At 51.8% G+C, this 13,461-nt stretch carries 13 protein-coding genes, 1 tRNA gene and 1 pseudogene; 2 read left to right on the forward strand and 13 right to left on the reverse strand.

The genetic code is table 11. The annotated features are described in order from the left end of the window. Nucleotides 1–19: 19 nt before the first annotated feature. From B5F29_RS14785 to B5F29_RS14825, 9 genes are all read right to left on the reverse strand, one after another. A complete protein-coding gene (locus B5F29_RS14785) occupies nt 20–901 on the reverse strand; it encodes a tyrosine recombinase (protein WP_087155387.1) in 882 nt (293 codons plus the stop codon). A gap of 126 nt (nt 902–1,027) precedes the next feature. Next, nucleotides 1,028–1,585, reverse strand: a complete 558-nt coding sequence (locus tag B5F29_RS14790; protein ID WP_087155369.1) for a hypothetical protein — start codon at nt 1,583–1,585, stop codon at nt 1,028–1,030. A 46-nt stretch (nt 1,586–1,631) separates the two neighbouring features. Further along, entirely contained in the window at nt 1,632–2,426 is a 795-nt protein-coding gene (proC, locus tag B5F29_RS14795; RefSeq protein ID WP_087155370.1) for a pyrroline-5-carboxylate reductase, read from the reverse strand. Nucleotides 2,427–2,504: 78 nt separating this feature from the next. Then, nucleotides 2,505–4,052, reverse strand: a complete 1,548-nt coding sequence (rny, locus tag B5F29_RS14800) for a ribonuclease Y (RefSeq protein ID WP_087155371.1) — start codon at nt 4,050–4,052, stop codon at nt 2,505–2,507. Between the two features lie 116 nt (nt 4,053–4,168). Continuing rightward, nucleotides 4,169–4,699, reverse strand: a complete 531-nt coding sequence (locus B5F29_RS14805; RefSeq protein WP_087155372.1) for a regulatory protein RecX — start codon at nt 4,697–4,699, stop codon at nt 4,169–4,171. Next, nucleotides 4,602–5,678, reverse strand: a complete 1,077-nt coding sequence (recA, locus tag B5F29_RS14810; RefSeq protein WP_087155373.1) for a recombinase RecA — start codon at nt 5,676–5,678, stop codon at nt 4,602–4,604. Before recA ends, B5F29_RS14805 begins: the two co-directional genes overlap by 98 nt. 173 nt (nt 5,679–5,851) lie before the next feature. Beyond that, complete coding sequence (gene asd, locus B5F29_RS14815) at nt 5,852–6,937, reverse strand: aspartate-semialdehyde dehydrogenase (protein ID WP_087155374.1); 1,086 nt, start codon at nt 6,935–6,937, stop codon at nt 5,852–5,854. A gap of 121 nt (nt 6,938–7,058) precedes the next feature. Further along, nucleotides 7,059–8,462 carry an argininosuccinate lyase gene (gene argH, locus B5F29_RS14820; protein WP_087155375.1) on the reverse strand — a complete coding sequence of 468 codons (1,404 nt, stop codon included), beginning with the start codon at nt 8,460–8,462 and terminating at the stop codon, nt 7,059–7,061. A 168-nt stretch (nt 8,463–8,630) separates the two neighbouring features. Continuing rightward, nucleotides 8,631–9,404 carry a formate/nitrite transporter family protein gene (locus B5F29_RS14825; RefSeq protein WP_330397630.1) on the reverse strand — a complete coding sequence of 258 codons (774 nt, stop codon included), beginning with the start codon at nt 9,402–9,404 and terminating at the stop codon, nt 8,631–8,633. Between the two features lie 160 nt (nt 9,405–9,564). Between B5F29_RS14825 and B5F29_RS14830 the strand changes: the two genes are divergently transcribed. Next, a tRNA-Thr gene (locus tag B5F29_RS14830) sits at nt 9,565–9,637 on the forward strand. A gap of 69 nt (nt 9,638–9,706) precedes the next feature. Here B5F29_RS14830 and B5F29_RS14835 read toward each other — a convergent pair. The 3 genes from B5F29_RS14835 to B5F29_RS14845 form a co-directional block, all read right to left on the reverse strand. Next, the gene (locus B5F29_RS14835) at nt 9,707–9,901 is read right to left on the reverse strand and encodes a hypothetical protein (protein WP_087155376.1); all 195 of its coding nucleotides are present in this window, start codon (nt 9,899–9,901) and stop codon (nt 9,707–9,709) included. Between the two features lie 84 nt (nt 9,902–9,985). Beyond that, nucleotides 9,986–11,233 carry an amidase domain-containing protein gene (locus B5F29_RS14840; RefSeq protein WP_143449173.1) on the reverse strand — a complete coding sequence of 416 codons (1,248 nt, stop codon included), beginning with the start codon at nt 11,231–11,233 and terminating at the stop codon, nt 9,986–9,988. Between the two features lie 26 nt (nt 11,234–11,259). Further along, entirely contained in the window at nt 11,260–12,174 is a 915-nt protein-coding gene (locus tag B5F29_RS14845) for a M15 family metallopeptidase (RefSeq protein ID WP_087155378.1), read from the reverse strand. A 186-nt stretch (nt 12,175–12,360) separates the two neighbouring features. Here B5F29_RS14845 and B5F29_RS14850 point away from each other — a divergent pair, with 186 nt between their 5' ends. Then, nucleotides 12,361–12,939, forward strand: a complete 579-nt coding sequence (locus B5F29_RS14850) for a flavodoxin family protein (protein WP_087155379.1) — start codon at nt 12,361–12,363, stop codon at nt 12,937–12,939. Between the two features lie 52 nt (nt 12,940–12,991). Here B5F29_RS14850 and B5F29_RS16490 read toward each other — a convergent pair. After that, nucleotides 12,992–13,461 (reverse strand): annotated as a pseudogene (locus tag B5F29_RS16490) (PD-(D/E)XK nuclease family transposase); the annotation flags it as partial.

Genomic DNA, 13,461 nt, shown 5'->3' on the forward strand with positions numbered 1-13,461 from the left:
CGCCTTTGCATGTCGTCAGTCATCCTCTCGGATGAGCCTTGCTGTATTCCTTTCTCATTCCCGGCTGAAATCCGGCATAGATCTGCGTCGCAGTCAGGTCCGAATGTCCCAGCATTTCCCGGATGGTCTGCAGCTGCGCGCCTCCGGCGGCCATATGGGCCGCGCAGGAATGGCGGAACATCCTTGGCGTAATATCTTTCTCGATGCCGGCCTTAGCCGCATAACTCTTCAGAACTTTCCAGAATCCCTGGCGGCTCATAGGCATGCCGGAACAGTTCAGGAAAAGAAAGTCACTGTCTTCTTTTTTCAGAAACGCGTCACGGCCTTTTTCCATATATTGACGCAATGCCTGTCCCGCCTTTTTTCCAAACGGAATCATGCGTTCCCGGTCGCTTTCTCTGCAGATCACCCATCCGAAATGCAGATTCACGTCTCCGGTCTTCAAATGAACCAGCTCGCTGACCCGAAGTCCGGTGGCGTACAGAAGCTCCAGCATGGCTTTATCCCGGCTGCCTTTGGGGCCGTCTGTCACCGGCTGGTCCAGAAGACTCTCCATCTCCTGGACCGTCAGAATATCCGGAAGCTGACGTTCGACTCTGGGCGCCTTCAACCGGAGAGCCGGATCTTCCGGTATCCGGTGTTCGCGTACCAGATATTCAAAAAAAGCCTTCATAGAGGCAACATACCTGGAAATCGTAGATGGAGCCATGCCGCTCCGCTCCAGATCCAATACATATGCGTTCAGAATCGTAGCCGTAACCTCATCGATGCGCTCCACACCTTTTCCTTTCGCGTATGCCGCCATCTTCGTCAGATCACTGTGGTAAGACAGCACCGTATTATGAGAAGCTTTCCTGACTTCTCCCAGATAACTTACAAAACACTGTATCTCATAGTCCATAACATGCCCTCGTCTGTAAAAAAATTCCCCGTTCCGGAAATTTTCTGTCTGCGCGCACATTTTCAATGTCCCTCTGCGTGCGCTGCGGTACAAGTATAGCCGAGAATGGCTGAAATTTCAACAATTTCAGGATATTTTTCTGAGAACCTGCTGCAAAATAAGCGGATTGACGCCTGCTTCCGTCCCGATCCCAAATAACAGGAAAAAAAATCCGGCCACTATCAGGCAAAAATATCTTTTCCGGTTCCTTCCGCCATACATGGTCCACAGAAGAACCCATCCAAAAGCTGGAAGATAAAAGAAAAACTGCGGGAAAATTCCCGCCGCGCAGATCAGAATTCCCGCCAGGCCCAGACGGACGACAGAAATACTGAGAGCCGTTCCCCAGGCCATTCCCAGCAGAAATACCAGGCCCGCAAAAACTGCCGGAGCCACGGGCAGCACCCCGCAGCAGACTGCCAGAAAATACTGACCGCAGCGGTACCTTCCCACATAACTCAAAAGCTTTCCTGAATCAATCCTCAGATTTGCGTACTGATTCAGGAAATATTCGCTGAAAATCCCTGCCAGCGCCGCGCTGTTCTGCACCTGCACCACTGCGACCCCGGCCAGAATCCCGCAGAAAAAGAACATCAGATATCCCGCCGGACGCGTCATATACTTGCTGAAAACAGATTCTCCCATAAGTGTTCCTCCCTGCTTATTATATGAGCAGAGATAGGACGATATATCAGATCCGGGTACATTTTTTATAGACGGCTTCCGACGCTTTCAGCACCGCGTTCCTCATACCGTATTCCTCCAGCGCCGCTACGCCTTCTATCGTCGTACCCGCCGGAGAACACACCTTGTCTTTCAGGATTCCCGGATGTTCTCCCGTTTCAAGCACCATGGCCGCCGCACCTTTTACCGCCTGAGCCGCAAATACATATGCCTGTTTCCGGGGCATGCCGCATCTTACCGCACTGTCTGCCAGAGCCTCAATAAACATGTAGGCAAAGGCCGGAGAACTGCCGCTGGCGCACACAACCGCGTCCATCAGTCTTTCGTCAACCAGTTCCGCCTTCCCGCAGGATAAAAATATCCTTTTCAGCATCTCCAGTTCCTGAGGCGTATATTCTTCCTGAATGCAGCTGATACCGGTCATTCCTTCACCAATCATCGCCGGCGTATTGGGCATAGCCCGGGCAATCCGCTTGTCGTTCCCGAGACTCAGTTTCAGCTGTTCGATGGTTCTTCCCGGCGCCAGGGAGATCACCACATGTTCCGGTGTCACCATATACCGGATAGCCTTCAGCACCTCTTCATAAAACTGGGGTTTCACTGCCAGGATCAGATATTTGCAGCGGTTTGCGCACTCCGCGTTTGAATCCGCATACATGACTCCGGTCTCCTCATAGACCCGCCGCTTCGTCGTCTCGGTCTTTGCAGTAAAGATCAGATCTTCCTTCGGAAATTCCTTCAGCAGACCGTGCAGGATCGCGCTCCCCATATTACCCATTCCAATAAAACCTATCTTTGCCAACCTGTATGTACCTCCTGTTCCTATAAAAAAAGGATGCCGTTTTCACGACATCCCCTTTGTTATCTTTTCTATTCGTTATTATTTTGCATATTCCGTCGCTCTGCTCTCGCGAATCACATTGACCTTGATCTGACCAGGGTATTCCAACTCAGCTTCAATCTGTTTGGAAATATCACGCGCAAGCAATACCATCTGCGCGTCGTCTACCTGATCCGGAACTACCATAACCCGAATCTCTCTGCCTGCCTGAACAGCAAAAGATTTTTCTACTCCTTTGTAGGAGTTCGCAATATCTTCCAGTTGTTTTAATCTGTTTGTATAAGTCTCCAGCGTCTCTCTTCTCGCACCTGGTCTGGCCGCCGATATGGTATCCGCAGCCTGTACAATACAGGCGATCAGAGATGTGGGCTCCACATCACCATGATGGGCCTCCACTGCATTGATGACAATCTGAGATTCCTTATACTTTTTGCATAAATCCACGCCAATCTGAATATGGGAACCTTCCATTTCATGGTCAATGGATTTACCAATATCATGTAAAAGTCCGGCTCTCTTTGCCAAACGGACATCGACGCCAATCTCCCCCGCTAATAAGCCCGCCAAATGAGCCACCTCGATAGAATGCTTCAGAGCATTCTGTCCGTAGCTGCTGCGGAACTTCATACGTCCAAGCAGACGCACAAGTTCCGGGTGAATACCGTGAACGCCCACTTCCAGCGTCGCAGCTTCCCCTTCTTCACGAATCATCGTATCAACTTCTTTTTGGGCTTTTTCCACCATCTCTTCGATCCTTGCCGGATGAATACGCCCATCTACAATGAGTTTTTCAAGCGCAATCCGTGCCACTTCACGGCGTATCGGATCGAATGCTGACAGAATCACAGCTTCCGGCGTATCGTCTATAATCAGATCCACGCCGGTCAGGGTCTCAAGAGTACGGATATTTCTGCCCTCTCGCCCTATAATGCGTCCTTTCATCTCGTCGTTCGGAAGCTGAACCACAGAAATCGTGGTCTCGGACACATGATCGGCCGCACATTTCTGAATGGCATTCACAATATATTCCTTTGCCTTCTTGTTCGCTTCCTCTTTTGCCCTGCTTTCCAATTCCTTGACCAGCTTGGCAGTTTCATGTTTTACATCGTCTTCAACTGTTTTTAAAAGATATTCTTTTGCTTGTTCGGAGGTAAGGCCTGAGATTCTCTCCAGTTCCTGTAACCGCTTCGCAGACAGCGCTTCTACTTCTGCACGTTTTTTCGCAAGCTGCTCTTCCCGTACAGCAAATCCCGCTTCCCGCCGTTCGATGGCTTCCGTCTTCTTATCCAGGGCTTCTTCCTTCGAAAGTACACGGCGTTCATAACGCTGGAGCTCCGCTCTGCGCTCTTTGGTCTCTTTATCCAGCTCGTTCTTGGTCTTCATAGACTCTTCTTTTGCTTCCAGCAGCGCTTCGCGCTTCTTCGTCTCTGCTGTCTTCAAGGCTTCATCTATGATCTCTCTCGCTCTGTCTTCTGCATTCCCGATCTTAGCCTCTACGACCTTCTTGCGATAGCCGATCGCACAGGGCCAGACCACTGCAGCTGTCAGGACGAGTGTAACCGCCACGGCCACAATAATCTCAACCATATACAGGAGCACCTCCTTATTAAGTTTTCATTGTACATTATACATACACAATGATTAAATTTTAAACTGTTTTTACAATTATGTCAAGTCTAACGTAGACTCTTTTGTGCAACAGTTCAAGGCGTATCCTGTATATCTTCCCCCATTACAGAGAGAATATCTCCTGTCCGGAAGCCCCGGCGGAGAAGCGCGGACATGAGCCGCCGCTTCTGCTTTTCGTCACAGCTCTCCCGGTCATAACCCTTTTTCTCCAAAAAATCCCGGATCATTTCCTTCTCGTCCGCCGGTTCCAGTTCCCCGCAGACTTTTTGAATCAGCTCTTCAGAAGCCCCGGCGCGGTACCGGAGTTCCTGGGCGAGAAGGCTCCTGCTCTTTTTCCCGCAGCCATTCTCCAGATAATTGCGCACAAAACGCTCATCATCCAGATACCCGAAACTCTTCACATATTCCACAGCCGCAGCTGCTTCTTCCTGCTCAAATCCGGCTCTCAGAAGCCGGTCCGTAAGCTGGCTTTCTGTCCGGTCAGACCTCTCCAGCAGGCGAAGCGCCTTAAGCTTTGCCCTTCTCAGCCGGCTTTCCGGAGTCTCCTGCTCCCGGCTGTCCTGGCTCTGACTGGCCTTCCGCTGCCGGCGATACCGGTAATCCATAATGTTCTCTTACTTTCCTTTCCACTTCCTCGCAGATCTGAGGATTGTCCTTCAGGTACTGTTTCGCATTCTCCCTGCCCTGTCCGATCTTGGCGTCGTTGTACGCATACCATGCTCCGCTTTTTACGACTACGCCGCAGTCCGCCGCCAGATCCAGAATATCTCCTTCTCTGGAAATCCCTTTGCCGAACATGATATCAAATTCTGCCTCCCGGAAAGGCGGCGCGATCTTATTCTTCACCACTTTGACGCGGGTACGGTTGCCCACTACTTCGCCGCCCTGCTTCAGCGCTTCGATCCTGCGGACATCCAAACGGACCGAAGAATAGAACTTCAGAGCGCGGCCTCCGGTAGTCGTCTCCGGATTGCCGAACATCACGCCCACCTTCTCGCGGAGCTGATTGATAAAGATCACCACACAGTTGGTCTTGCTGATCACCGCAGTAAGCTTCCGGAGTGCCTGGGACATCAGGCGGGCCTGAAGGCCCACATGGGAATCACCCATATCCCCGTCTATCTCCGCCTTCGGCACCAGCGCCGCCACCGAGTCCACGATTACGATGTCAATGGCGCCGGATCGCACCATGGTCTCCGTGATCTCCAGTGCCTGTTCGCCGTTATCCGGCTGAGAAATGTAAAGATTGTCAATGTCTACGCCGATATTCTTGGCATATACCGGATCCAGCGCGTGCTCGGCGTCGATAAATCCCGCTATGCCACCTCGCTTCTGCACTTCTGCCACCATATGTAAAGCCACTGTCGTCTTACCGGAGGACTCCGGTCCGTAAATCTCCACTACTCGTCCCTTGGGCACTCCGCCCGCTCCCAGCGCAATATCCAGACTCAAAGATCCCGTAGGCACCGTCTCCACCTGCATGTGGCCGGTATCTCCCAGTTTCATCACGGAACCCTTTCCATACTGCTTCTCAATCTGACTCAGCGCCGCGTCCAGCGCCTTTAATTTATCCTCTTTGCCCATAGATATCTCCTTCTATACTCACAGATTTCACAATACGAACTTTTGTTCGATTCCCTGTTCTTATCCTATCCTATCGCGCGCCGGATGTCAAGGAGTAAAAAAGCCGATATGGAAATCTCCGACAGATCTCCATACCGGCAGCGAGCTCCGCGTCATTCCCTGCCCGGGAGCTATTATTTTTTCGTGATATAGCCTTTCGCCTTCAGTGTCTCCGCACAGAGCACAGCCCCGCCTGCCGCGCCGCGCACGGTATTGTGGGAAAGGCCGATAAATTTCCAGTCATAAATGCTGTCCTCGCGCAGACGTCCCACCGAAACGCCCATACCGTTCTCATAATCCACATCTGCCTTTACCTGGGGCCGGTTATCTTCTTCCATATAACGGATGAACTGCTTCGGCGCGCTGGGCAGTCCGGCTTCCTGAGGGAATCCGCGGAAATTCACCAGACGGTCGATGAGTTCTTCTTTCGTAGGTTTCCTGCGGAATTTCACGAATACAGCCGCCGTGTGGCCGTTCAGCACAGACACACGCACGCACTGGCAGGTGATCTTCGGCTCCTCCGCCTTCACGATCACGCCGTTTTCAATATGTCCCCACAGGCGCAGCGGCTCCTGCTCGGATTTTTCTTCTTCTCCGGCGATATAGGGGATCAGGTTCTCCACCATCTCCGGCCAGTCTTTGAATGTCTTGCCCGCGCCGGAGATCGCCTGATAAGTGGTGGCCACCACCTCGTAAGGCTCGAACTCTTTCCATGCCGTCAGTACCGGAGCGTAACTCTGGATGGAGCAGTTCGGTTTTACAGCAATAAATCCTCTTGTGGTACCGAGGCGTTTCTTCTGGAACTCGATCACGTCGAAATGCTCCGGATTGATCTCCGGCACAACCATCGGCACATCCGGAGTCCAGCGGTGCGCGCTGTTGTTGGACACTACCGGAGTCTCTGTTTTCGCATATGCTTCCTCGATAGCGCGGATCTCGTCCTTGCTCATATCTACGGCGCTGAATACAAAATCAACCTCCGCAGCTACTTTTTCCACTTCATTTACATTCATAACCACGATTTTCTTAACCGCTTCCGGCATAGGCGTATCCATCTTCCAGCGGCCGCCGACCGCTTCTTCATAAGTCTTTCCTGCCGAACGTTCGCTGGCGGCGATGGTCGTCACCTCGAACCACGGATGATTCTCCAGCAAAGAAATAAACCTCTGTCCCACCATTCCGGTACCGCCCAGGATACCGACTCTCAACTTTTCACTCATTTTTCATTCTCCTCTGTTCTGTGCGCGTGTCATACAACCGTTCTTACTGTCTGTCCGTGCTATGCGCACATTTGTCTTTCCTATGAAATATTACAGGATTCTTCGTGAAAATGCAAGCCCTTTATTTCCGCGGGCAGCGATCCGGACAGTCTTCTTTCAGATATGCCCGGCACGCCTCGATCTCTTTCTCCATGGCCTCTTTGCCCGGAGCGCCCGCCGTGAGCCGCTTGTCCACACAGGTCTCCAGAGAGATGGCATCGTAAATATCTTCCTCAAAGACAGGGCTGACCGCGCGGTACTCTTCCAGAGTCAGATCATCCAGCGCTTTGCTCCGGTCGATGCAGTACAGCACCAGCCGCCCCACGATCCCGTGAGCGTCCCGGAACGGCACTCCACGCTTCACCAGATAATCCGCCGCGTCTGTGGCATTGGTAAACCCGTGCCTTGCGCTGTCGCGCATACGGTCTTTGCGGAAGGTGATCGTATCCAGCATCCCGGTGAACAGGGCGATGCACCCCTTAGTTGTATCCATGGCGTCAAAGGGCAGTTCCTTGTCTTCCTGCATATCCTTGTTGTAAGCCAGCGGTATCCCCTTCATCGTGGTCAGCAGGGCGGTCAGCGCTCCGTAGACCCGTCCGGTCTTTCCGCGTACCAGCTCCGCGATATCCGGATTCTTCTTCTGAGGCATGATAGAACTTCCCGTACTGTACGCGTCGTCGATCTCCACAAACTGATATTCATTGCTGTTCCAGAGGATAATCTCCTCGCAGAAACGGCTCAGATGCATCATTACGATGGACATGGCCGACAGATACTCGATCAGATAGTCCCGGTCGGACACCGCGTCCATACTGTTCGCCATAGGCCCGTAGAAGTCCAGCAGTTCCGCAGTGTATTCCCGGTCCAGAGGATATGTGGTCCCGGCCAGCGCGCCGGCTCCCAGAGGACAGTAATTCATCCTCTCATAGATATCATGCAGGCGCAGGCGGTCTCTCTTGAACATTTCAAAATAAGCTCCCATATGATGGGCCAGCGTGATCGGCTGCGCTTTCTGCAGGTGGGTAAATCCCGGCATGATCGTTTCTTTATTTTCTTCCATGATCCTCAGCAGTACCTGCAGCAGATTCTTCAGGAGCTCATCAGTCTCCCGCACTTCCTGTCTCGTATACAGACGCATGTCCAGAGCCACCTGGTCGTTGCGGCTCCTTCCAGTATGCAGTTTCTTTCCCACGTCGCCGATCCGGCCGATCAGATTCGCCTCCACGAAACTGTGAATATCCTCATATTCATCGGTGATCTTAAGCTTTCCGGATTCCACGTCCTCCAGGATTCCCTGAAGCCCTTTCAGGATCCGGTCTCTTTCTTCTTCCGTCAGAATTCCCTGCTTCGCCAGCATCTTCACATGAGCCATGCTGCCCTCTATATCCTGTCTGTAAAATTTCTGATCGAAAGAGATCGACGCGTTAAACCGGTACACCAGCTGATCTGTCTCTTTCGTAAAACGTCCGCCCCATAACTGTGCCATAGGTATCTTTCCTTTCTCATATGCAAAATCAATCTTTTGTCGTCCATTGTATCACAAAGCAGGCACAACGCACAATTCTTTTCCGTTTTCGGGCAGCAAAAAGGGGCAGAACCGCTGCCCCTTTTTGCTTTATATGGGATTAAACACTCAAAACTAGTACTTGTCGCCTTATTTTTTCCGGGAGATCGTGTAATACGCCAGCGCTACGCTGATACCTCCCACCATATTGCCCAGCGTCACCCAGAGCAGATTATGTACATAGCCGGCCAGAGAGATCCCCTCCACTCCGTTCGGAGCGATCAGTCCCACTGCCATCACCGTCATATTGGCGATGCTGTGCTCAAATCCACATGCCATGAACACGTAGATACACCAGAATACCATGATCAGCTTGCCGGCTTCCGACTTCATCTTTGCCGCGCACCACACCGCAAGACATACCAGGATGTTGCAGAAGATCGCTTTGACAAAGAGCTGCGGCGCCGTGCCGCCCATCTTGGCCGCCGCCGTAGTAGCGAAATATGCACCTACATTTCCTGTAGGGATCCCGGCAAAACAGAACAGAGCCGCCGCCGCCAGAGAACCTGCCAGATTTCCCACATAGCAGAAGATCCAGAGCTTCACTGTATCAATCCACGGCACTGTTTTTGATAAAGAAGCAGACGCCATTACGAAATTATTGCCGGTAAACAGTTCCGCGCCGGCCATCACCACAAGGCTTAACGCCGCGGCGAACGAAAACGGCTGAACCACACGGACAAGCACATTGTCAGCCGCCGAGAAATAGCTTCCCAACGTAAACGTGACGAAACCGCCGAAGGCAATAAAAATACCGGCCACCACAGCCGCCACAAAATAACCTAAGGGATTATTCTTCATCAGAGCTGCCTTTCCCTTTGCTGCATTACATACGCTCATAAATTCATCATAAAACATATTCATTCATCCTCCGTCCGATCTAAAGATCGTTAATATAATAACATACTCTCTCTGTTCTGGAATTGTACAATCTGTATGAAAAGATGCCGGCATAATTTTTTTAAAAAAGGTCTTTACTTTCAAAAGCGCATCGTGTATAATAACCTTCGTTGTGAGACAACAGGCTTCCGTGGCTCAGTTGGTAGAGCACTTCACTCGTAATGAAGGGGTCGCCGGTTCGAGTCCGGCCGGGAGCTTTTCTTTCTTTAAAAATCCCCCATGGAACAGTGCCATGAGGGATTTTTCATTATCAAATCTTTACCGGCTTATTCCTCCGGACGCTCCACTTTCAGCGGCACGTCTTCCTCTGCCTTAAACACATAACCGCAGCTGCACGCGGTATCCTCGATAACCCTTCCGCGGTTGGTAAATACCTCTACTTCTTTGCCGCACTGAGGGCATACTCTTTCTTCCGGCACCGGGGTACGGTATTGAGCTTCACAACCATCCATGACTGCCATAGTGGCACCTCCTTTTTTATAACTCATGCTGTGTTTTTGTCACACCTATACTATAACTCCGCCTGTATTTTCTGTCAATTCCAATCACCCGTTCCAGCCGGCGATCCTGACCAGTTCCTGCTCCGCGTATACATATGCGGAGACAGGGAAATCCCGGTAATTGCCGGTATTGGAACAGATCAGATAATCTATCGTCCTGCCGTCCTCATCGCGCACTGCCTGGGAGATAATCACCGCATGATGATAATTTCCATCGGCAGACATGAGGATCACATCGCCTTCCTCCCCGGTATCGTAAGCGGCGCCCACCTGGGCGCTGAGCCCATATCCCGTATTATCCCGGGCATATACCCGGAAAGAATCCACTCCCGTCCAGGCCGGAGCCCGATTTCCGTCGGAGTACCAGTACCACCGGGCATCTCCGGACTCATCCATGGGGATACCGGAAGCATAAAGGCTCTGGGAAACAAAATTCATACAGTTCCCGCCGGAGCCGTCGTACGCCTGCCACCGGGGGTTTCTCTCTCCTGCCCATTCTCTTGCATATGCCACCGCCGCTTCCCGGTCATAGGCATGCTCTGCCTCAGGCACGGCCTCTCCGGCCGCCTGCTGCCCGCGCAGAGCGATCTGCTCTTCCGCGGCCCGGATCCGCTGCCGGGCTATCGCTTCCAGTTCTTCCTCCGAAGCAGTTTCCGTACTGCGCCCTGTACTGGAATTTTCCCATCTCAGGAACCCGAAGTAAGCAGAATCATATGCCGCGTGATGCGTCAGAAACCACTTTCCATCCGCTTCTCTCATCACAAAAGAATGCCAGACGCCGGTGACGGAACTGTCTGTATCCGGCGTATGCGCGAACCTCATGTCCGCGTATTCCATGACCTCTACCTGGACGCATCCGTCCTCCTGCGTCTGATTGTCCGTCACTGCCGCCCAGGAAGTACCGTCCACCTGGGCGCGAAACTGTTCATGTCCCCCGTCTTCTATAAATAATCCGCTGCAGTCCTGTACTTCCAGCTCCGCCATGCTCTGATAATACGCGTCCATGAACTCCAGCAGGATCTCCTGCTGTCCTTCCGTCAGAGCGTCGCTGCCTGTAACTGTCCCGGAGCCCTGGTACCTCCACGCAGACGTGGTTTCATCCGGGCCAACAGATTCTGTTCCGGCATCCGTCTCTTCCCCGGCTGTACCTGTTCCGCTTCCCGGGGCCGCCTCTGTCTCAGCATTTGCCGTCTCTTCATAACCGGCGTTCATTGTCTCCTGTGTCCCCTGGCCGCATCCGGTCAACAATACCGCCAGCACAACCGCCGGCATCGTCCTGAATAGCTTCTTCACTGTGTATGATCCTCCTGCCTGTATCTTCAGTTCTTTTCAAAATGCTGATAATCTTTGGGACTGTCCCAGTCTCCTCCCCACTCAAATCCATGCTGCGTGAATAATTCATAAGCCAGATCTTCATGCATAATCATATGCGGCAGGCCCGCGTCCCGGTCTATATAATCGTTGGCGTTTTCATGCCACCATACGGGTTCTCCTGTCCTGTAAGACACGTAAGGATTCTGCTGCGGATTCAGATCTATGGCCAGCCCGTACGCATGATTGGACATATTGCCGCCTCCCGTGATCTCCCGGTAGCAGAACGCCGAAGTATTGTTCGCGTCCACCGACTCGGTATCAGAATCCTCCGCGTCGCCTGTCCAGTAATCATCGATCAGATACATAGACTTAATCTCATATTCTTCCCGGAAAAGCGCCTGAAAGATCTCCAGCACGTCCTCCTGGATGCTCTCATTGACGATCATCTCTCCCACCTGTATCTGTCCGTCGAAATTATAATGCAGCATCTTCAGATAACGGAGCTCTTCCAGACCGATATGGGGATTATCACGATAGGACCGGCCGTTGATCCGCTCATACACCGGATCCCCCTCGGCAATGGCGGTTCCTGTAAAATAACGTGCGGGGTCTGTCAGGTCCAGCTGCGCCGCATCCAGCACAGTCCCTGCTTCCAGACCGTCCAGGTTCTCAAGTTTCGCAGTCTCAGCCTCCGGTTCCGGCTCCGGGACTTCTGCGCTCTGGCTGTCCGAAACCTCATTCCGGTCTGCGGATGCCTCAGGTACTGCGGAAATTTCGCCGGCGTCCGTTTCTTCCTTCTCCGGTGATTCCGCTTCTATGAATGACTCAGTCCCCTCATCTGCCTGACCGGAAGCCGCCCCGCACGCAGATGCGATAAAAACTATCCCTGACAGTATCAATATGGCTATGGCTTTTCTCACGGTTCTACCTCCATTTTAACCGTATTATAAAGACCCGGAAAGGATTCTGTCCAATACCTGGTATTCATGGCAGTCTATGCCTGACCTGTATGCAGGCTTTTGAGAAATTCACTTGAAAGCGGTTGTACAGATAAGATAGAATATTACAAAACAATGGAAATCATAACAGGAAAAGAGGAATGTGAGATGAAAAAGATTCTGGTCGTTCTGGGCGGCGGACGCCCGAACGGAAATACAAAGCAATTGGCAGACGCATTTATAAAAGGCGCCGCAGAAGCCGGACATCAGACAGAGCTTATATCCCTGAACAAACTGCGCGTAAACGGCTGTACCGGCTGCAACGCCTGCCGGTACGGAAAGCCCTGCGTTCAGAAAGACGACTTTAACTCATTGATCCCCAAAATAAAGGAAGCCGATCTGATCGTGTTTGCTTCTCCTCTGTATTTCTGGACTATTTCTTCAAAAATCAAGGCATTTATTGAACGTTTTTACTGTATGGCAGAAAAAGACGAACATCCCCCGCTTGGGCGCTACGAGAAATATCCGGTGCGCGACTGCGCTTTGCTTATGACTTCAGCGGATCATTTCTTCTGGACCTTTGAACAGGCTGTTTCTTACTATCAATTTACGCTGGTAAACTATATCGGCTTCCACGACAAAGGAATGCTTCTTGCCGGAGGATGCGGCGACACGGACGGAAAACCGCAGATCAGCCAGACTGATTATCTGGAACAGGCGTTTACATTCGGCCGCTGTATCTATTAAGAGTCAAATACCCCGGGCAGCTTTACCGATGCCCGGGGTATATTCTTTTTCATTATTTCTGTGCCGCCAGCGCCTCCAGTTCCCGGATACGCGCCGCCTGCCGGTCGATTACCTGCTGCTGCTCATTCATTTTTTGCCGTTGCTCGTCCATTTCCTGCTGTTGTTCATTTATTTTTTGCCGCTGCTCGTCCATTTCCTGCTGTTGCTCATTTATTTTTTTCTGCTGTTCGTCAATCATATACTTTACCGTATTCTGATCCATGATCTTCAACGCGTCTGAAAACATCCCCAATACCTCCTCCGGCTTCCGACGCAGCATGGCCAGTTCCCGGTAGATCTCCTCCAGCCACGGATATTCGCTTACCAGTTTCTCCGCCTCTTCCACTGTCTCTGTCAGCAGGAAACTCAGCCATGCCGTCTGTTCGTTCTTATCTTTAGCATAAGGGAATTCCCGGAACACGTCAAGGCATACCAGGCAATATTCCTGAAGAAGGGACAGTTCCAGGCCCGTATCAAACTTCG

Origin of the sequence: Lachnoclostridium sp. An196 (assembly GCF_002160135.1) — a bacterium.
Lineage (GTDB): Bacteria > Bacillota > Clostridia > Lachnospirales > Lachnospiraceae > Hominiventricola > Hominiventricola avistercoris.